Here is a 19,483-nt window from a genome sequence, read left to right as displayed (position 1 = left end):
CCAGGTTTCAAACTCGGCTTAGCCATGACCGGGTTGTTTCATAGGCAGTTTTCAAGCGCATTTCAGGCGCAAACAACGCCGAAGGTGTTTCCACGCTGACTTGCACATCAGCTGGCAGAGCGTTAATCAGCGCTGCCAACGGCAATTGCCCGTCCCCCGGCAACAACCGCCCTTCCCGTGCCTCCTGAATGATCAACGTCTCGACCGGCGCTTGCAGCGGCGCATCGCACAACTGCAAAGCCCGCAGGTAACGCGGGTCAACCTGGGCAAGCGCTTGCTCATCCCCACCCGAGCGATAAAGGTGCAGCGCATCCACCAGCACTCCGGCATTCCCTTGCCCGGCCCCGGCGACCACGGCCACCGCTTGCTGCACGTTCGCCACCGCCCGCCAGCGCATGAACTCAAGGTCCACGCGCAGGCCGTAGCCCCTGGACAACTCACAGAGCGCCGCAAAGGTGTGGGAGAGCCGCACCGGGTCGTCGTCATCACCCGAGACGGTAAGGCTGACGGCCCCTAGCTCAGCCCCCGCAGCCAGCAATGCCTCGCATTCGGCGATCTGCAAATGCGCAGTGAGCGACACGAACTCGATATCACTCACCCGCATGCCCTCGCCCGCCAGCACCCGCTGCAGTTCGCGGGCCGCGGGGCTGCCGACCGATTGCGGGTAGGCCTGCGCGCCCGGCATTACCGGATGCAACCGCAGCCCCACGGCACTGAAGCCGGCCCGCGCCGCCTCACGCACCAACGCCACCGGCGCCAGGTCCAGCGCCGTCAGGTGGGCAACCCCCAGCGGCCTCAATAGGTCGCCCTTCCACCACTGAGGTCGAACACGAACCCGGTGGTAAAGCTGCATTCCGGCCCAGCGATCCAACTAACCATGTTGGCGATCTCCTCGACCTTGAGGAACCGACCCATGGGGATCTTGGCCTTGCTGGCGGCGACGTGTTCCGAAGTCATTTCCGCCATCAGCGGGGTCTCGACCATGGCCGGCGCAATACAGTTGAGCAGTACGCCGTCCTGGGCCAACTCCTTCGCCGCCGCCTTGGTGAAGGCGATGACCCCGGCCTTGGCCGCAGAATACGCCGAGATGTACTGCACGCCGTCCTTGCCGGCCATCGAGGCAACGTTGACGATGCGCCCGTAACCGCGCTCACGCATGTGCGGGATGGCGGTGCGGCAGCAGTAGAAGACACCGTTGAGGTCAATGGCGATGACCTTGTCCCAGGCTTCTGGCGGGTACTCCCACGAGGCGACCACCGGGCCGTTGATTCCGGCGTTGTTGACCAGGATCTCGACCTGGCCGACGTGGGCCAGCACTTGGCCGAACGCCGCCTCCACCGACTCCAGAGAGGACACATCCACGGCCTGGCGCAGCACCGTTTCGAAACCGTTTTCAGCCGTGTTCCAGCCATCGACCGCGAGGTCCCAGATCACCACCTGGGCGCCGGCCTGGTGCAGGCGCTGGGCGATGGCCAGGCCGATGCCGCGCATGCCGCCGGTGACGATTGCAGTTTGCCCGTGCAGGGGTTGGCTCATTGTCTTGCTCCATTTTCAACAGAAGGGATATCCGGCAGGCGACGCAGGTCGCGCACCATGAACAGGTAACACAGCGCGCCCAGCGCGGTGATCATCGAGACGAAGGCCAGCGCCCAGACGAACGAGCCGGTGGCAGTGACAATCAGGCCGATGGTCAGCGGGGTGACGATGCCGGCGGCATTGGCGAACAGGTTGAACAAGCCGCCGCTCAGGCCCAGCAGCCCTTTCGGCGCAATGTCGGACACGATCATCCAGGCCAGGGCCGACATGCCTTGGGCGAAGTAAGCGACGCAGAGAATGCTGATCACCAGCGCGTCCGACTCGACATAGTTGGCCAGCACGATGATCGACGCGGTCAGCAACCCGGCGATCACCGGCAGCTTGCGCGCCAGGTTCAGCGAATGGCCCCGGCGCAGCAGTGCATCGGAAATCCAGCCGCCGACCAGCGTGCCCAGCGAGGCGGCAATGAACGGCAGTACCGCTACCCAACCCACCTTGAGCCAGGGCATGTGCCGCTCGGTAACCAGGTATGTGGGGAACCAGGTCAGAAAGAACACGTTGGTCGAGTTGCAGGCGAACTGCCCCAGGCAGATGCCGAGCATGTTGCGGTGCTTGAGCAGCGCCGGGATCTGCGACCAGTGGAACTGCGCGGCCTTCTGCCCGCCATCGACCACCCCACCGCCGGCGGCAATGTAGTCGAGCTCTGCCTGGTTGGCCGACGTCGACTGGTGTGGCTCGTGGTACTTGCGCCACCACACCAGGCCATAGAGTATGCCCAGCAGCCCCACTGCCATCAGCAAGAAGCGCCAGCCATAGGCATGCAGCACCAAGAACAGCAATGGCGTGAGGAACGCCAGCCCGGTGTACTCGGCAAAGGTGTAGATGCCAGTTGCCCGAGCCCTTTCGCGCTGCGGAAACCAGGTCGCCACCACGCGGCTGTTGGTGGGGAAGCACGGCGCCTCGGTCACGCCGACCAGAAAGCGCATGCCCAGCAACGACAGAAAGCCTTGAGCCAGGCCCTGCAGGCCAGTGAACAGCGACCACAGGGTCAACGCCAGCCAGTAGGTGAACTTGGTGCCCAGGCGGTCGATGAGGATGCCGCCGGGGATCTGCGCTGCGGCGTAGGTCCAGGAAAACGCCGAGAAGATCACCCCCATCATCGCTGCATTCAGGCCCAGGTCGGCGCTGATGCTCGGGGCGGCGATACCCATCACGCTGCGGTCCAGGTAGTTGATCATGGTGCCACCGGAAATCAGCGCAAGGATCATGAACCGGGTGCGGGTCCGTTGTTGCGCGCGCGGGGGTGTCGAACACCCCGACGCCGATTGGCTGCTCAGTGCTCATGGCGATTGCTCTCTTGTTATTGGATTGGCAAGTGCAGGAATTCAGGCAAAACCGAACAGGCGCCGCGGGGTGTCCCACATGACCTTGCGCCGCAGACGGGCTTCCGGCATCAACCGCTCGGCCAGCTTCAGCAGCGGGCCATAGTCGACCCGCGCCTGCTGGCGGATGAACGGCCAGTCCGAGCCCCACACGCAGGCATCCGGGCCGAACGCATCGAGCAATACCTGCACGTAGGCGTGGCTTTGCTTATACAGGCCATCGGCATCGGCGAACTTCTGCATGCCTGACAGCTTCACGCAGGCCCGCCCGCTGCGGGCCAGCCGCAGCAGGGCCTGGAAGCCGGCCTGCTGCAGGCCGGCGGCGGCATCCGGGCGGCCACAGTGGTCAATCAGCAGGGGCGCCGAAGTAGCCTCGACCAGCCATTGCAGGTCCAGCAGCTGGTCTTCGCAGACCTGCACCTGGGCGAACATGCCAAGCTCAGCCAGCTTGCCGAACAGCGGCTCGGCATCACGCATGCTCGCCACGCCGTACAGCGCCGGGTTGAAAGCCACACCGACCACGCCCTGCTCGTGCAGAGCGGCCAATGCGTCCAGGCCGATCTGCCGCTCGACCACCGCAATTCCCTTGAAGCGCCCCTGGCCAGCCGCCAGTGCGTGCAGCAGCAGGCCATTGTCGGTGTGGTAGCCACTGTTCGGCCCCACCAGCAACGCATGGCGCACGCCATAGGCGTCCATCACCTGGTTGAACTGGGCCAGGGTGGCGACCTCCTGGCCCGACGGCGCGTAAGGGGCGCTTGGGTGGTAGGCGAAGCGTGCGGGGTCAAACAAATGGTTATGGCAATCGATCTTGGGTTCGTCGTAGATGTTCAAGCGCGGTTCCTTCAAGCGCCACTGCGCTTGCCTGCAGATCTTGTTATTGTTCGCCGCCAGGGCGATTTGCCTGGGTTCACGATACTGCGGGCGATTGCCCAGCGCTCATACACAGATGGCGAAGACCATAACCGAAGGTAATAGGCATGATCCCCGCTCAGGAAAACCCGGACGGCACGACGATGGTGTTCAAACTGCGGCACATGGAAGTGTTCCGCGCGGTGATGCTGACCGGCTCGATCAGCGCGGCAGCGAAGCTGCTCTACGTGTCCCAGCCGGCTGTGAGCAAGCTGATCGGCTACATCGAGGGGCGCCTGAGCTATCGATTGTTCGAGCGCATCAACAACCGCCTGGTACCCACGGCCGAGGCGCAGGTGCTGTACCGCGAGGTCGAGCGGGTGTACCAGGCGGCCTTGCAGGTGAACGCCTGCGCCCACTCCCTGGCCGCCGGCACCCACCGCACGCTGCGCATTTCCTGCAGTGCCTCGCTGTCAACTGTCGTCATCCCCGCCGCGCTGGCTCAGCTCAAACGCGAAGCGCCGTCATTGCAGATCGAATGGCAGACTTCGCTGATGCACGCCATGCCCAACCAGATCCTGTCGAAGACCGTCGACCTGTCGATCGCCGCATTGCCGGTGATCCACGACCACCTGCACTCCCAGGCCTTCATGCGCGGGCGCATGGTGGTGGTGATGCCAGCCGACCATGCACTGGCGCAAGCGTCGTCATTGACGCTGGAACAGCTGCAGGGCCATGCGCTGCTGCTGTTTCGCCCGGACATGCCCTTCGGCCAGCTGTTGGCCGGCCACATCGAGCGACGCGGCCTGCAGCTGGATTCCCTGCTGTCGTTCACCAATGCCAACGAAGCCGTGGCACTGGTCAAGCAGGGCATGGGCATCAGTGTGATCGACGAGTTCGTCGCGCAGGACAGCGGCCTGCACGTGGTGCCCTTGGTCGACGAGATCCATTTCGACATCAGCTTCGTCTACTCGCGCTTCGAGCCGCCGACGCAGTCGGCGCTGCACCTGATGCGGGTGTTGCATGATCAGGCCGTTGGGCTCGGCCGGGGGATTGACGGGTTCATGCTGCCACCGGGTTGAAGTGATTGAGGGCTTCCGGGTGTTCGCCGCAGCACTTTCAGCGCCTGACCTACGGCCTGCCCCTGCAGCACGACGACATCAACCCGGGCTACGGCAACGGCTACGGTTCCACCGACGGCCTGCCCTTCTACGAAAGCTACACCGCTGGCGGCCAGGGTTGGTTACGCGGTTTCAAGGACGGCACCCTCGGCCCACGCAGCACTCCGGCCACCGGCACCTATTCAAGCGCTGGCCAGGCCTATTACTCCGACCGCAACACCGACGTGCTTGGCGGCAATATCCTGATCACCGGCGGCGCCGAGTACATCTTCCCGCTGCCGTTCATCAAGAACCAGAGCCAATTAGCAGCTCGGTGTTCGTCGTCGCCGGCAACGTCTATGCCGACACCTGCTACCTGTCCACCACCCAGGGCTGCGGCAACGTCGACCTAAACCAGCTGGCGGTGTCGGTGGGTGTGGGCGTGATCTGGTACAGCCCGATGGAGCCGCTGAGCTTCAGCCTGGCGGCACCGCTGAAAAAGCCGGACAACACCGAGACGCAGATCATCCAGTTCTCCCTGGGGCAGACCTTCTGACTCAGGGCGCACAAATTACTGCTTTTTACCCTCGCTTAACCCAAGTTGACAGTCACCTTGCCTAAGCTGAGAGACATATGAACATGCCTTGCAGGTAACCACATGCCACCCTTCGCCCCCACCGCCCTGGCCTCGGCATTGCACGAAGACAGCCCCGCCTCGCTGCTCGACCTGCTGCAGCAGCGCCTTAGCACCGTGTTGGGCCCACGTTTCACGGTGATCCTTGCGGCCAGTGGCGACGACGCCAGCCACTACTACCTGGCAATCCAGTACAGCCAGAGCGGCCTGTCGCTGGAGGACAATGGCAGCATCGGCCCGGGTTTCGCCGAGCGGCTGCTGGCCCTCGGCAGGCAGGTCAAGGCCATGCTCGAGTCGCAAACCTTCGCACGCATGGGCAGCGACGACCCGGGCCGGCCACTGGTATGGCTCAGCGATCGGGCTGATTCAGATGGCGCCTGATGGCGCCACTGGTGTGGCATTGGACCCTTGGCGTTTCCACCTTGACGCGCAAGCGCCTTGTTGAAACTGCAATCTTCACATTGACGTCAAGCTGAATATTCAACATCAGCGCAACAACTTCCCGCCCCTCAGGCCAATACTTTCCAGTCATTCTTAAAACTTTCAGAAAACCCGCACAACCTCTCGCACATCAAACTTTCTGTAACTATTTAAACCTGTTCAGCGAAATATGTATTTTCATATATTTCCCTGCCTCGACTGCGACGACGCGCTTCAACGATGCGCCTGAACAGTTACCGCTATCGAAGCAGCTGGGTGAATATGAAAAAGAAAACACTGATTGCCGCCGCGTTACTCAGCAACATCGCTCTATCAGGTTGTACGGTGACATTGGCTCAACCCGACGATGCCGAACTCTATAAAACCACAGAAGCCTTCTACAAAAACGCAGCAACGCTACTGTTCAAGGGCGAACGTGCAAGCCCTGTCAGCAAGCAACAACTTTCAACCTTGAGGGCAAAGGAGGCACGTCAGCATCCTGGGCATTTCAATCGATACCAGGCTGAATACGACGAGCTTCTGGTCGAAAGCAACACCCTCATCCTGCGGGCGCTGGCCAATTCAGCAGCGCTCAGCGAGCCCGGCAAGCAGGTGCACGTCCGTGTCGAGCGGTCGCTGGAGGAGCAGCTCGGCAACGAATGCGATTCGCTGCAGCGCGACTTTCCCGACGCCGACCTGACCACACGCAACTATGTAGATCTCAAGTGCCTGGTCAATAGGTGGCAGCGCGAACACCAACAAGCCAGTTATCAGGTGTTGAACAAGGCCATTTGGCAAAATCGCAACAACACGCTCTTCGACAGCATACTGGCCATCCAGGCCGCGACAGCCAACACACCGTCTTCGAGGATAACCCCATGAGCACCCTCATCAATGGCGTGGACCTCGACGCGGTCCTGCTCGAGGCGATCAACGCCGCAAAAATCATCATTCAGTCGGATTGGCCAGTCATTCGGGCCGAAGTGGAAAGCCTTGGTCGCGGCATGGCCAGAGATATGATGTTCCTTCATCAACAGCACCAAGACGGCTCATTGAGTGACCACGATATCGGACTATTCCTCGATGACCAGAAGATAGTGGCACGCCTGCGCCTTCGCTCTATTGCCATTGTCACACTGCAACTTGCAGAGGCCATTCTCAACGCCATGACTGCCGTGTTCAGGTCGGCCATCTACCGGGCACTGGGCTGTGCCGTGCAATAATTGGTCTGCAAAGGAAAATACATGATGGACAATCAAATCCGCTCTGCCGAGCTGCTGGTAAAGAATGCACTGTCAGACCCTGAAGTCCTGCAGAGAATCCAGGAGGATCCGCATAGCGCGCTCACTGCACTCAAAGATCAAACTGTACAACAGCTCCCGCACCTGGCACGTCCGAACGATGCCACCACCAATCGAATATGGATCGTCATTGTCGGTTCTTTCACGCTGGTCATGCTGTATACCGTCTGGATACTGGGGAGTGGTGTCAGCGAAAGCAGTATCGAAACCCCAGTGACGAAATCCGACACGATCCTGACCGTACTCATGACGGTGATCAGCTTCCTCACTGGCTTGCTGTCGCCCAGCCCGGTGACCTACAAATAGCCCTGAAGGTACTAAAGCACTGAGGAGGCTGAACTTTTGCGCAATTACTGGTCTATCTGAGCAGGCTCACGCGAGCGGACGCGCAGCCTCGAGAGGCAACGCATCCGTATGTTCAATGATAACCAGGGGATTGCCTGTATTCATGAAACTCCACTTTTCGAAGCTCCTGTTCGCCAGCCTGTTCGCGTTCGCGGCCGCAGGCTCGGCGTCGGCGATGCAAATGCACACTCCGAACCCGGTCCAGGCCACTGACAGTGCGCTCCACACGCCAGCCAAGCCAGCCCAGAGCCCCTGGTCAAATCTGGCCAGCATCGCCGATGGCCAGCAAGGGCCGCTGCTCGCCCATGACGACCGCTACTGGCGCGACGGCCGCTGGCATTACCACAGCGAAGACCGCCGCCGCGAAGAATGGCGTCGCGCGCAATGGCGCCGGGAACAGGCTCGTCGTGAAGCCGAACGCCGCCACGAATGGGAGCGCCGCAACGAGCGCGCCCACCACTACGATGACGACCACCGCTACTATCGCCGCTAGGCCCCGGCAGCCATTTGTGCCCGACGGCCTGGCCGGTGCAGCACTGCTGGCATCGTCGGCGGGTGACGGCCTGGGCTGTCGCCAACCTAGTCGCAGCGCGTGCCGAGCACCACGCCCTGGGCCTTGAGGCTGAGTAACAACGCAAGCCCCTGGGCCTCGACGGCGGCGGGTTCGACACCGGCAGCCGCGGCCAGCGCCGCCAGGTGTTCACGCCCGCTCAGTGGCTGGTCTTGCAACGACTCCAACAGTGCATGGGCCAGCGGTGCCAGACGTAAGAAGCTCACCTTGTGGCCTGCACCTCGGTGGGCCACCAGCAATGTCGGCTCGGCGGGAGCCTCAACCGGCAGATGCTCCGGCCCAATATGGCTGACCGGCCAGGCATAGGCCAGTGGCACGGCGAGGCTGGACAGCACAGGCACGCCTTCGAGCAGATCGCCTTCAGGGTCATGCTCAGCTTCGGCGGCATCGCTCAGCAGCAAGGCCGTTTCGATCCATTCGTAATGGGCCAGTTCGGCGATCCAGTCGGCCTGGTCGGTACGCCCTTGCAGGTACTCGACCCACTCAGCGCCCACTTCGGTGAACAGCGGCGTATGGCAGCGATGGTGGGCATAGAACTCCTCACATAACCCCTGCCAGTGTTCGGTGGCGAGGCTGGCATGCAGCACCGGAAAGCTGCCGGCCAGCAGTGATTGCAGGTTGCCGAAGAACAGTTGCCGGTACACCGCCAGGTGTCGCGCGTCGATACCGGGCGGCGGCGGATTGGCCTGGGGATCGCGGATATGCCTTGCCATGCGCAGTTGCTGTTCGCGCAGCGAGTCAGCCATGGCGCACCGCCAGGGCCTGCGCCACGGGTTGCAGGCTGCGAATGTGTTGCACCTCGGCCAGCAGTTCGGCCAGCGGTGGCAGGTTGAAGTCGCGCTCGAGCAAGGTCGGCACCGGCCCCAGGTGCTGGTAGGCACTGACCAGCAGGCCCCAGACATCTGGCTTGACGCTGGCGCCATGGGTATCGATCTTCAGATCCGGCGCTTCGTCGTAGTGCCCGGCCACATGCAGGCAGACCACTCGCTCGGCCGGCACCTGGGCGAGAAACTCGGCAGCGTCGTAGCGATGGTTGCAGGCATTGACCACGATGTTGTTGATGTCCAGCAGCAGGTCGCAGTCCGCCTCGCTCAACACCGCCTGAAGAAACGCGATCTCGCTCATCGCCTGATACGGCGCAGCATAGTACGAGATGTTCTCCACGGCGATACGCCGGCCGAGGGCATCCTGGACTTCAGCGATACGCCGGGCAGTATGGCGCACGGCTTCGTCGGTGAACGGCATCGGAATGAGGTCGTAAAGATGGCCGTCATCGGCGCAGTAGCTCAGGTGCTCACTGAACAGCGGTACCTGATGACGGTCCAGAAAGGCGCGGATCTGGCGCAGAAAGCCATGGTCCAGCGGAGCCGGGCCGCCCAGCGACAATGACAGGCCGTGGCAGGACAGCGGATAGCGCTCGGCCAGTTGCGCCAGGCCTTCGCCGAAGGCACCACCAACACCGATCCAGTTGTCCGGGGCGCATTCGAGAAAGTCCACGGCGCCGGCGTCCATGTTCAGCAGTTCGGGCAACAGCCCACGGCGCAAGCCCAGGCCTGCGCCCTGCAGGGTTGAAGAAGTGCTCATTGGCTTGTTCCTTGTGGTGCAGCGCCCTCCCCGGCCCACGGCCTGGGGAGGATGCCGCCGAGGGTCAGTTCTTCGCCTGGCTCAGTTTGCTGTACAGGTCGGTCGGGAATGGATTGCCATTGGCGTCGAACTGGTGCTTGCGGAACTGGTAGACCTCGGCCTCGGAAAGGTAGCCGTCGTGGTTGGCATCGATCGCATCGAACTCGGCACCGGCCTTTGGCGCCACGGCCAGCAGTTCGGCGCGGGACACGCGGCCGTCATGGTCGGCGTCAGTGCGGGCGAACGAAGCGTCGCCACATTTGCCTTCACCGCATTTGCCTTCAGCCTGGGTAACCTTGGCCTTGGCGCCGCTGGCGCCACACTTGCCCTCGCCGCACTTGCCTTCGGCCTGGGTGGCTTTGGCCTTGGCGCCGCTGGCACCACACTTGCCTTCGCCACACTTGCCCTCGCCGGCCTTTTCTGCAGCTGCCAGTTGATAGCCTTGTGGCAGTGCCTCGACGGCAAACGCCGAGGAAGCCAGGTTGATACCGCCCACCAGGGCGATGCTCAGCAGGCCGAGACGGGTCTTGTTGGGGAACTGGATACGGGACATGGTGTTTCTCCTGATAGTCGTACGGTCATGCCTCAAGGGCGAAAGAGCCAGGGAACGCAGGCCGTAAGGCTTGTTCGTTCGGGCTGGCCCATTTGGCCCCAGGGATGTATCCCGGGCGTATCAGGAGAGCGAAGGTTTTGTATGCAAGTAGGCGCGGCAGGCGCCTTGATACAGAGTGATACAAGCGCCTGCCTGGGGTGCAGAAGTCAGCGGCGGTCCAGCAGCTTGGCCAGGGCGAAAGTGGCGCCCACGGCCAGCACCACGGCGGCAGCAATGGCCGGCACGGTGCCCCACTGCTCGATGAAGCTGTTCACCGTCAGGTAGAAACCCAACACGCCGACGCCGCCGATGGCGTTGCCGCGCACGATCGCGCCCAGCTCATGGTGCCCGCCCTGAACATGGGCGAACACCGCCAGCGGCCAGGCAATCACCGGGATCGGCGCCAGCAGGCCACTGGCCACCGGGCCGAGCCATTCGGCACTGGCGGTGATCGCCACCAGCAGCGCGGTGGCCGTGAGCATGCGCATCGGGATCACCCAGCGCGGCAGTTGCACCACCTTGGCGTTGCCAGTGGGTGCTGGTTGCAAGGTGACGACGATGATCAGGCTGAGCAGTACCAGGGTCACCACCACCGACAGCGCCACCCAGCCAAGGTGGCTCATCAAGGCAGCCATGGCTGCGTAAACCGCCAACGCGGCGATGCAGCCGGGGAATGCGCCGATCCGCCGCGTCACCCGGTAGTAGAACAGGTAGGTCGCCTGCACCGCCGCCAGGCCGGCCAATGCCCCAGGTACGGCCTGCAAGGCAAAGCCTGGGCCCTGTTCGAGGCTCAGGAACAACACGACCAAGGCTGATGTAACCGGCAGACCGGAGAGCAGCCCGCCGATTTGCGTGCCCCAGCGCTTGGCTGCCAACGAGATGGCCAGCATGAGCGTGGGGGTGATGAGGAACTTGAGGTAAAAGGCAGTCATGGGGAGCTAGCGCGTTTCGATAAGGAAGGGGGCCAGGTGCATCAGCGTCCCCATGCTAAACGAAGCGCGCTGGCTTTTCGCGGTTTTCTCAGCCGCGCGACTGCGCGACCTCGGCCATCACCTCGGCACGGGTGGTCACGTTGCCAAAGTGATGCTTCCAGAGGTCGGTACCCAACTTGCCGGAGCGGTCCAGCGAAGAGCCGACGGTCAGGTCGGTCACCAGGGTCGGGCAAAGCCCGGCATCGAACAGCGCAAAGCCTGCCGCCAGCACGCAGGTTTCGGTCTGCATGCCGCACACCAGCACGCGCTCAACGCCGAGCTGCCGGATGTGGGCGATGGTCTCGGCGGTCTGGCCATAGCCATGCTTGATGAACACCTGGTCCACCTCGACCAGGCACTCGTCTTCGGCCGCCGGGTGCCAGCCGAGCTGGCGCTGGAACGGCGTCACCTGCTCATCGTGCAGTTCGATCGAGGCAATCGACGGAATGCTCGCCGACAACAGACGAATCCCGTCTACCAGCCATTCGGGTGGGCTGAAGGTGGACTGGACATCAACGATGAGCAGAACCTGCTGCATGAACGACTCCTGAATGCTCAAAACGGCCGCGGAGTATATCTGTTTGAATGGCCGCTGGTGGAACCAACCCTGCTCTGTGTATGCTGGCCACGCCCGAGCCCGATGCAGCGGACGACCCTATGCCTGTTGACCTGCAAGCACTTTACCCGAAGCTGATCCAGCTGATGCTCGACACCGTGTTCGTGGTCGACCGGGACAACACCATCGTGTTCGTCAGCAATGCCTGCGAGGCGTTGCTCGGTTACCGTGCCGACGAGCTGATCGGCACCCCGATCACCCGCTATATGCACCCCGAAGACCTGGACGCCACACGAGCGTCGATCATGCGGGTGATGAACGGCCAGTCGCATAGCGACTTCCGCAACCGCTACCTGCGCAAGGACGGTGGTGTGGTGCACATCCTCTGGTCGGCCTTCTGGTCCGAAGAGGTGGGTGCGCGCATCGGCGTGGCGCGCAACATCACAGCGCTGACCCAGGCCGAGCAGCAGTTGCGCTTTCTCGCCCACCATGACCCGCTGACCCGGCTGTGCAACCGCTCGCTGTTCAACGAGCGGCTGGCCAGCGCCCTGCGCCACGGGCGCCCGTTTGCCCTGCTGTTCCTGGACATCAATGACTTCAAGGGCATCAACGATGTACACGGGCATGCCATCGGTGACCAGGTGCTGTGCGAAGTCGCGCGGCGCCTGGAGGATTGTGTCGGCCAGCAGGACACCGTCGCGCGCATGGGCGGCGACGAATTCACCGTGCTGCTGACCGACTTGAGCTCGGCGGGCGCGGTAGCCGAAAAGATGGCCCAGATCCTCGCCGCCCTGGCAATGCCACTGGCCAGCGAGCAGCGTGCACTGCCCATGCCGTCCTGCAGCATCGGCGTGGCCTGTTACCCGGAGGACGGCGCAGACATCGACACCCTGCTCAACTGCGCCGATGACGACATGTACCGCAACAAGCGGCGCCGTTCCGTGGCGCGCTAGGCTGCTGCCGGAAATTGCTGCCGGCAGGTGCCCGCTGTGGCATGCTGCGCGCCCGCACGACAGGCCCACACAGGTATCCCGCCATGACCCAAGCCACTGACCAGGCATTCTACGACCGCGCCGATGCGCACATCGACCTGGCCAACCAGCAGCTCGACACCCTCGCCGACATCGGCAAGGTCAGCGCCTCGATGACCTTCGCCGCCAGCCGCTTCAGTGCCTGGCTCAGCGCCCGCAACTTCAAGTCCGGCGCCGAAATGGCCGCCGCGCGCGAGGAAATCCTCAAGTACTTCAGCGAGCAGTACCGGATGATGCTGGAAGACAACGTCGACGAGTACATCGAGCAGTTCGACCGTTACGTACTGGGCAAAGACAGCTGAGCTTCAGACCCTGAACCGCCCCACTAGCGCCGTCATCTCCCCGACCAGCCCTGACAACGCCTGACTGGCCTCGCTGGTCTGCTGTGCACCCGCCGCCGAGTGGCTCGACAGCTCGCGGATGTTCAGCAGGTTGCGATCCACCTCACGCGCCACCTGTGCCTGTTCTTCGGCCGCGCTGGCGATCACCAGGTTGCGCTCGTTGATCGCGCCGATGGCGCTGTAGATGCCTTCCAGCACCTGGCCCGATGCCAGGGTGATGTCGAGTGTCGACTGGGCCCGGCTGGTGCTGGCCTGCATCGACGCAACAGCCGCTTCGGTACCCTGCTGCACGCGGCCGATCATCTGCTCGATTTCCTGGGTCGAGGCCTGGGTGCGGTAGGCAAGCGTGCGCACTTCATCGGCCACCACGGCAAAGCCGCGCCCGGCGTCCCCGGCGCGGGCCGCCTCGATGGCCGCGTTGAGCGCCAGCAGGTTGGTCTGCTCGGACACCGAACGGATCACTTCCAGCACCTTGCCGATATCTCGGACCTGCCCCACCAACTGCTCCAGATGGCCGCTGCTGGTCTGGATCTCGCGGGTCATGGCCTGGGTGCCGTCGATGTTTTCGCTGACTTGCTGACGGCTTTTCTCTGCCAGCTGATTGGACTCGTGGGTCGCCTGTGAGGTAGTGACCGCATTGCGTGCAACCTCCTCCACCGCCGTGGTCATTTCGGTGACGGCGGTGGCGGCCTGTTCCAGCTCTAGCCCTTGCTGGCGCAGGTTGTTGGCGCCTTCTTCGGTAATCGTGTTCAGTGCGCCCGCCGCGTCGGCCAGCTCCCGGGTGCAGCTGCTGATCTTGCCCAGGGTATCGCGCTGGCTTTGTTGCATGCGCTCCAGCTCATGGAACAGCTGGCCGATCTCGTTGCGCTGCTGAGCCTGCACCGGCACGCTCAGGTCGCCACCGGCAATGCGCTGGAAATGCCGACCCGCCTCGCGTAACGGGTGCAGTACGCGTTGGGCGATGAAGGCCCAGCACAGGCCGGCGAGCAACAGTGTCACCGCCAACAGCGCCAGGCTCAGCTGTTGCGCACGCTCCAGGCGACGGTCGGATGCCTGCATGATCTGCTGGCCGCGCTCACTCAAGGCGGCGACCAGTTGCTGGCGCAACGCCTGCAGCCGGCCCATGGCGTTGCCGGCGTCGGTGTTGACCTTGAAGTACTGCTCCAGCGAGCGTTGACGCGAGGCTTCGCGCTGCCCGGCGACCGCCCTGGCGTACTCGCCGAAAGTGGCTTGCAGCTCGCTGGCCACCGCGTGCAGCGCCGGTTCGCGAGCGTTGTCGACCAGCTCACCGATCAGCTTCTGGCTCTTGTCGTTCAGCTCGACCGACAGCGCCATGCGTTTGTTCGCGCTCTCGTCGTGGCCGCCCAGCTGCTCGATGAAGCCCGAAGACACGTTGGCACTGGCGCGGATCGCCATCAGCAGCGCGTTGTTCAGCCGGTCCGACTGGTGTGCGGTCTGGTCGAGTTCGGTGATCTGCTCGTCGCTGCCCAGCGCCGCTCGCCAGGCACTGACAGTGGAAAACAGCAGGGTCAGGCTGAACAACAACAGCACCCAGAACATTCCGGTACGGATCTTCAGGTCGGCAAACATGCGGGCAGTACTCCTTGTTGGCGCCACTTCTGGTCGAGGTTTCGACGGTGGGTGAGCAGCTATCGGAGTTGCCGTGGCAGGCTTGAGTGCGCAAATGCGGCTTGTGTTCGGTAACCGAACGGATGTTGCTGGTGCCTTGCATCTGCTTGCGCATACGTGCAAGGGTAAAAAAGGAACGACAGTCACCCGAATAAGGAAGATAAGCACCTCATGCTTGGAATCACACGTATCCATCGCTCTGTGCGCCCATTGTCTGCCAGCCAAGCTGCAGCCAGTGGGCGTGAATCCAAAGTCGCCCGCCTTGCCTCGAAGTTCCTCTCCCTCCTCTGCACGCCCCGCGCCGTACCACCCTACCTCTGGGTCAAACCCGAGCGCCCACCGGTAGATCGCATGCCCCCTACCTGACTGCCCATGCCGCAGTCGACACGCATTGACTCGCCATTCAGCCGCTGCAGGCGAAGTGTTACACGCCAAAAAAAGGGGCAATACCTACATGATCTTGTTTCAGGGCAACAAAATTCTCAGCGCCATTTTCGATATGGATGGCACGATGTTCGACACCGAGCGCCTGCGTTTCAGGACGTTGAAACAGGCATCGCTGGAAATCTTCGGCAAAGCCTTGAGCGAGCAGACGCTGATCGGCTCGCTGGGCCTGAGTGCGAAAAAGGCCGAAGCGCTGGCCAAGGCCCACAACGGCGAAGACTTCCCCTATGCGCAGATTCGTCAGCGCGCCGACGAGCTGGAGCTGGAGTACGTGCGCAATCACGGCGTGCCGATCAAGCCAGGCTTGCTGGAAGTACTGGAGCGCCTGCGCAAGTCGGGCCTGACCCTGGCGGTGGCTACGTCCAGCCGCCGTGCGATTGCCGAGGAATACCTGATCAATGCCAACGTGCTGAAGTACTTCGACATCACCGTTTGTGGCGATGAAGTCAGCCAGGGCAAGCCGCACCCGGAAATCTTCCTGCGCGCTGCCCGCGCACTCAATTGCGCGCCCGCTCAGTGCTTCATGCTCGAAGATTCGGAAAACGGCCTGCTTTCGGCCATTCGCGCCGAAGGCCAGGCCATCCTGATCGAAGACATCAAGCCGCCTGCGCCCGAGGTCAAGGCGGGTGCGCTCAAGGCCTACCGCAGCATGCACGGGTTCCTCGCCGACTTGAACGAGTGCGTGCCCGACCTGGGCATGCCGGAGTTCGCCGAACCCTTCCCGGCCTCGCTCAACCAGTTCCGTGTCGGCATCCATGGTTTCGGCGCCATCGGCGGTGGCTACCTGACCCAGGTGTTCGCCCACTGGGACGGCTACACCCGGCCGTGCGAAGTCATCGCCGCCAGCCGCTCGCGCACGCTCAGGGAAACCGTCGCCGCGTTCGGCCGCTACAGCGTGCGCTACGGAGCCAGCGCGTTCGACCAGACCATCGAAAATGTGCGCATGATCGACATGGACGATGAGCAGGCGGTGATCGACATGTACAACGCCGCCGAAATCATCGGCCTGAGCCTGCCTGAACAGGCGATTCAGCAGCAGGCCAAGGTCATTGCCAAGGGCTTGCTGCAACGCTTCGAGTGCCGCGGTCGCGAGCTGACCCTGCTGATCGTGCTCAACAAGATCGGCGGCGGCGCGTTTGTCCGCCGGCAGGTACAGGCTCAGTTGGCGTTGCTGTGTGCACCCGAAATCTGCAAGCAGGTACTGGAAAAGACCCACTTCGCCGAAACCGTGGTTAGCCGCATCGTTTCCAAGATCAGCAACGATGCGCTGGTTCGGCAATTGCGCATCAAGTCGCAGATGTTCCAGAACAGCCTTGATAACGAACCGGCGCCAGCAAAACCGACAGCCGAGTACCAACGGCTGATCAGCCACTTCAGGCCTTTCGCCCAGTCCAGTAATGCCCTGAGCCAGTTGCATCTGGTGCTGTTCAACAGCGAGCCCGACATGCCGCTGTATGTCGAGCGCGGCGGCGACTTGCTGGAGCGGCTGCGCCAGGTGAAAACCGTCACCGACATTACCCAGATCCAGATCATCAAGAACCGCTTGTGGAATGGCCCGCACGCCATCATCGCCTGGTACGCCAGCCTGCTGGGCTACACCTGGGTCGGCCAGGGCATGGGCGACGCCCGCGTGAGCGCGCTGGCCGAGCGTTTGATTCACCAGGAAGTGGCGCCGGCGCTGGTGGCCGAGTATCCGCAAATGGCCGAGGTGGTCGAGCGGTTTGCCAATGCGTTTCTTGAACGCTGCAAGTCTTCGTTCAAGGACCCCTGCGCCCGTGTGGGCCGCGATCCGATGCGCAAGCTGCAGCGCAACGAGCGCATCCTCAGCAGCATCGACCTGGCCCGCAAGCACGGCATGGACACACCGGCCTTGGCGTTGGGGGCGGCACTGGCCATTCACTATGCATTGAGCTGCAACCCCCGCAAAGACCGCGAGGCGCAGCTGATGAAGCAGCTCTACAGTGCCAGCGGCGAACAGGTCGAGGCGGTACTGACCCATGACGGTGATTACCACGGCAAGCCCTATCCGGGGCTTGACCCGCTCGAGGATGCGCCGATTATCGACAGCATAGCCGCCCACTTCCGCCGCCTGCAGCAACGCGACAGCGCCGAGTGGAGCATCGCGCCTGCAGCCAACAGCGGCGCGGCCAGGCACGCGCCTGGCCCTGACGCTGTGCTCAGCTAGGGCTGCAGCGCCGGCACCGGATTGCCCTGCCCGAGCCGTTCGTCATAGCGCAACAGGCGCCCGGCGTTGGTCAGCACCAACAGCGTGCTGAGGTTGTGCAGCAGCGCGGCGATCATGGCCCCCGCCGCGCCCAGCAGGCCGAATGCGGCGGCAACCACAATCGCCAAGGTCCAACCGAGGCCGATCAACACATTCACCTGGAGCGTGCGTCGGCACTCGCGGCTGAGGCGGATGCAGGTGGCCAGGCGCCGCAGGTCGCCGTTGATCAGCACGATATCTGCTGCGGCCAGGGCAATGTCAGCACCGTTGGCGCCCATGGCCACCCCGACCACACCGGCCTTCAGCGCCAGCGAGTCATTGATGCCATCCCCCACCACCAGCGGGCGGAAGCCCAACTGCAGTTCCTGGTTGACGTGGTGCATCTTGTCTTCCGGCAGCGCTTCAGCCACCACGCGCGTCATGCCGACCTGCTCGGCAATGGCTTCTGCGACACGGCTGCGGTCACCGGTCAGTAGCAACTGGCGCTGCAGGCCGAGTTCGCGCAGCTGCTGCATGGCCTCGGCAGACTCTGCCCGCACGTTGTCGGCCAGCAGCAGCCAGGCGAGGAACTGCCCGTTCAGCGCCAGGCCGGCAATCGGGCCGTCATGCTCGGGCACGGGCGGCACCTGCATGCCCAGTTGGCGGAACAGCTCCGGGCGCCCGAGGGCCGCTTCACCCTCGGCCGTGTGTGCCACCACGCCAAAGCCCTGGCGCTCGTGAATGTCCAGCAGGGGCAGATGCTGCTCATGGGGCACCAGCGTTGCCAGCGCCCGGCTGACCGGGTGGCTGCTGGCAGCGCCAAGGGTGGCCGCGAGGTTGACGATATCGGCCTGGGGCACTGCCGCGGCAGTGCCGACCACACTGCGCAGGCGCAGGTCACCGTAGGTCAGCGTGCCAGTCTTGTCGATCACCAGTGAAGACAGGTCGGCCAGTTCTTCAAGGAAGGCCGAACCGCGAATCAGGATGCCGTGCCGGGCAGCGACGGCAATGCCGGCCACTGCCGTGGCCGGCGCCGACAGCACCAGCGCGCACGGGCAGGCAGCCACCAGCACGGCAAGCATGGCCTGGGCATCGCGGGTGATGAACCAGGTCACCGCGGCAATCAACAAGACCAGCACCAGGTAGCGCCCGGCGTGGCGTTCCAGCAGGCGGGTAATCGGTGGTTTGGCCTGCTCGGCGCGCTGCATCAGGGCGATGACCTTGCCCAGGGTCGAGTCATCGCCAACCCGGGTTACTTCTACCCGCAACAGACCGTCCAGGTTTATAGAGCCACCATGGATATCCATGCCACTGGCCACTTCCAGCGGCACCGCTTCGCCGGTGATCGGCGCGGTATCCAGGCTGGCCTGGCCTTGCAGGACGCGGCCGTCAGCGGGTACACGATCACCGGCGCGCACCTCGACCTGGTCGCCTGGCTTGAGGCTGGCGTTATCGACCTCGCGCACCTGGCCATCGGCGTCGATCAGCCGCGCATGGCTGCGGGTCAGTTGCCCCAGCGCGGCAATGGCCTCTTGCGAACCCAGCACGCTGCGCTCTTCGAGCATGTGGCCAAAGATCATGATGATCGGCAGCAGCGCCGCCGTGGCCAGGTCGCCGGTCGCCCAGGCCCCCAGCATGGCCAGGGCGATCAGCTGATCGGTGAGGCCATGCAGGCTGGGGTGCAGCAGGCTGTACCAGGCAGAGCGTAACACCGGAACGGCCACCAGCAGCGAGGCGCCGCCCAGCAACAACTGGCTGACCCCTTCCTGGGTCGGTGCCAGCCAGCGCCAGACCAGCCCCAGCGCCAGTAACCCGAGAGCCAGCATCGCCAGGCTAAGCTGGCGTGCGGCCGTGCGCTGCTCGGCCGGGGACAGCAGGCCGGACGTGAGGTGGGTGTGGGCATGGTGATGGTGCCCGTGGCCATGACAGTGATGAGTACTCATCGCGAGCAGCTC

General features: G+C 63.5%; 19 protein-coding genes and 2 pseudogenes. 10 read left to right on the top strand and 11 right to left on the bottom strand.

Annotated elements, in window-relative coordinates:
- Window positions 1-7 precede the first annotated feature (7 nt).
- From BGP85_RS04145 to BGP85_RS04130, 4 genes and pseudogenes are all read right to left on the bottom strand, one after another.
- Window positions 8-799 carry a sugar phosphate isomerase/epimerase family protein gene (locus BGP85_RS04145; RefSeq protein WP_103447546.1) on the bottom strand — a complete coding sequence of 264 codons (792 nt, stop codon included), beginning with the start codon at window positions 797-799 and terminating at the stop codon, window positions 8-10.
- Window positions 796-1,536 carry an SDR family NAD(P)-dependent oxidoreductase gene (locus BGP85_RS04140; protein ID WP_103447547.1) on the bottom strand — a complete coding sequence of 247 codons (741 nt, stop codon included), beginning with the start codon at window positions 1,534-1,536 and terminating at the stop codon, window positions 796-798. Before BGP85_RS04140 ends, BGP85_RS04145 begins: the two co-directional genes overlap by 4 nt.
- Window positions 1,533-2,880 (bottom strand): annotated as a pseudogene (locus tag BGP85_RS04135) (MFS transporter). Before BGP85_RS04135 ends, BGP85_RS04140 begins: the two are co-directional and overlap by 4 nt.
- Window positions 2,881-2,921: 41 nt before the next feature.
- Window positions 2,922-3,749 carry an amidohydrolase family protein gene (locus tag BGP85_RS04130; RefSeq protein ID WP_103447549.1) on the bottom strand — a complete coding sequence of 276 codons (828 nt, stop codon included), beginning with the start codon at window positions 3,747-3,749 and terminating at the stop codon, window positions 2,922-2,924.
- 146 nt (window positions 3,750-3,895) lie between these two features.
- Between BGP85_RS04130 and BGP85_RS04125 the strand changes: the two genes are divergently transcribed.
- The 7 genes and pseudogenes from BGP85_RS04125 to BGP85_RS04095 all read left to right on the top strand — a co-directional run bounded on the left by BGP85_RS04125 (window position 3,896) and on the right by BGP85_RS04095 (window position 8,060).
- On the top strand, window positions 3,896-4,849 hold the full coding sequence (locus BGP85_RS04125) for a LysR family transcriptional regulator (RefSeq protein ID WP_103447550.1): 954 nt from the start codon (window positions 3,896-3,898) through the stop codon (window positions 4,847-4,849).
- 86 nt (window positions 4,850-4,935) lie between these two features.
- Window positions 4,936-5,423: pseudogene (locus BGP85_RS04120) on the top strand (BamA/TamA family outer membrane protein); the annotation flags it as partial.
- A 102-nt stretch (window positions 5,424-5,525) separates the two neighbouring features.
- Window positions 5,526-5,882, top strand: coding sequence for a hypothetical protein (locus tag BGP85_RS04115; protein ID WP_103447551.1), 357 nt, complete (start codon window positions 5,526-5,528; stop codon window positions 5,880-5,882).
- Window positions 5,883-6,161: 279 nt separating this feature from the next.
- Window positions 6,162-6,803, top strand: a complete 642-nt coding sequence (locus tag BGP85_RS04110; RefSeq protein ID WP_146048960.1) for a hypothetical protein — start codon at window positions 6,162-6,164, stop codon at window positions 6,801-6,803.
- On the top strand, window positions 6,800-7,144 hold the full coding sequence (locus tag BGP85_RS04105; RefSeq protein ID WP_103447553.1) for a hypothetical protein: 345 nt from the start codon (window positions 6,800-6,802) through the stop codon (window positions 7,142-7,144). The genes BGP85_RS04110 and BGP85_RS04105 overlap by 4 nt, the downstream gene beginning before the upstream one ends.
- Before the next feature lie 21 nt (window positions 7,145-7,165).
- Entirely contained in the window at window positions 7,166-7,528 is a 363-nt protein-coding gene (locus BGP85_RS04100) for a hypothetical protein (protein WP_103466435.1), read from the top strand.
- A 142-nt stretch (window positions 7,529-7,670) separates the two neighbouring features.
- On the top strand, window positions 7,671-8,060 hold the full coding sequence (locus tag BGP85_RS04095) for a hypothetical protein (protein ID WP_103447555.1): 390 nt from the start codon (window positions 7,671-7,673) through the stop codon (window positions 8,058-8,060).
- Between the two features lie 86 nt (window positions 8,061-8,146).
- Here BGP85_RS04095 and BGP85_RS04090 read toward each other — a convergent pair whose 3' ends face one another.
- The 5 genes from BGP85_RS04090 to BGP85_RS04070 form a co-directional block, all read right to left on the bottom strand.
- Entirely contained in the window at window positions 8,147-8,884 is a 738-nt protein-coding gene (locus BGP85_RS04090; RefSeq protein WP_103447556.1) for an HvfC family RiPP maturation protein, read from the bottom strand.
- Entirely contained in the window at window positions 8,877-9,722 is an 846-nt protein-coding gene (locus tag BGP85_RS04085) for an HvfB family MNIO-type RiPP peptide maturase (RefSeq protein ID WP_103447557.1), read from the bottom strand. Before BGP85_RS04085 ends, BGP85_RS04090 begins: the two co-directional genes overlap by 8 nt.
- A 64-nt stretch (window positions 9,723-9,786) precedes the next feature.
- Entirely contained in the window at window positions 9,787-10,314 is a 528-nt protein-coding gene (locus tag BGP85_RS04080) for an HvfA family oxazolone/thioamide-modified RiPP metallophore (RefSeq protein ID WP_103447558.1), read from the bottom strand.
- 206 nt (window positions 10,315-10,520) lie between these two features.
- Window positions 10,521-11,285, bottom strand: coding sequence for a hypothetical protein (locus tag BGP85_RS04075; protein WP_103447559.1), 765 nt, complete (start codon window positions 11,283-11,285; stop codon window positions 10,521-10,523).
- An 88-nt stretch (window positions 11,286-11,373) separates the two neighbouring features.
- Window positions 11,374-11,862 carry an isochorismatase family protein gene (locus tag BGP85_RS04070; protein WP_103447560.1) on the bottom strand — a complete coding sequence of 163 codons (489 nt, stop codon included), beginning with the start codon at window positions 11,860-11,862 and terminating at the stop codon, window positions 11,374-11,376.
- Window positions 11,863-11,981: 119 nt separating this feature from the next.
- Here BGP85_RS04070 and BGP85_RS04065 point away from each other — a divergent pair, with 119 nt between their 5' ends.
- Together BGP85_RS04065 and BGP85_RS04060 are read left to right on the top strand one after the other, a co-directional pair.
- On the top strand, window positions 11,982-12,833 hold the full coding sequence (locus BGP85_RS04065; protein WP_103448264.1) for a GGDEF domain-containing protein: 852 nt from the start codon (window positions 11,982-11,984) through the stop codon (window positions 12,831-12,833).
- Window positions 12,834-12,916: 83 nt separating this feature from the next.
- On the top strand, window positions 12,917-13,213 hold the full coding sequence (locus BGP85_RS04060) for a DUF3144 domain-containing protein (protein WP_103447561.1): 297 nt from the start codon (window positions 12,917-12,919) through the stop codon (window positions 13,211-13,213).
- Between the two features lie 3 nt (window positions 13,214-13,216).
- Here the strand turns inward: BGP85_RS04060 and BGP85_RS04055 are convergent, their stop codons facing one another.
- The gene (locus BGP85_RS04055) at window positions 13,217-14,842 is read right to left on the bottom strand and encodes a methyl-accepting chemotaxis protein (RefSeq protein ID WP_103447562.1); all 1,626 of its coding nucleotides are present in this window, start codon (window positions 14,840-14,842) and stop codon (window positions 13,217-13,219) included.
- A 493-nt stretch (window positions 14,843-15,335) separates the two neighbouring features.
- On the opposite strand from BGP85_RS04055, the gene mtlD reads away from it, so the two are divergent.
- A complete protein-coding gene (mtlD, locus tag BGP85_RS04050) occupies window positions 15,336-17,510 on the top strand; it encodes a bifunctional mannitol-1-phosphate dehydrogenase/phosphatase (protein ID WP_103447563.1) in 2,175 nt (724 codons plus the stop codon).
- Here the strand turns inward: mtlD and BGP85_RS04045 are convergent.
- A complete protein-coding gene (locus BGP85_RS04045; protein WP_103447564.1) occupies window positions 17,507-19,471 on the bottom strand; it encodes a heavy metal translocating P-type ATPase in 1,965 nt (654 codons plus the stop codon). The two genes, mtlD and BGP85_RS04045, sit on opposite strands and share 4 nt — an antisense overlap.
- Window positions 19,472-19,483: the final 12 nt, after the last annotated feature.

Origin of the sequence: Pseudomonas putida (assembly GCF_002906855.1) — a bacterium.
GTDB classification, from domain to species: Bacteria; Pseudomonadota; Gammaproteobacteria; order Pseudomonadales; family Pseudomonadaceae; genus Aquipseudomonas; species Aquipseudomonas putida_N.
Note: the sequence above shows the minus strand (reverse complement) of the source record. Positions and strands in the feature narration are given on the sequence as shown.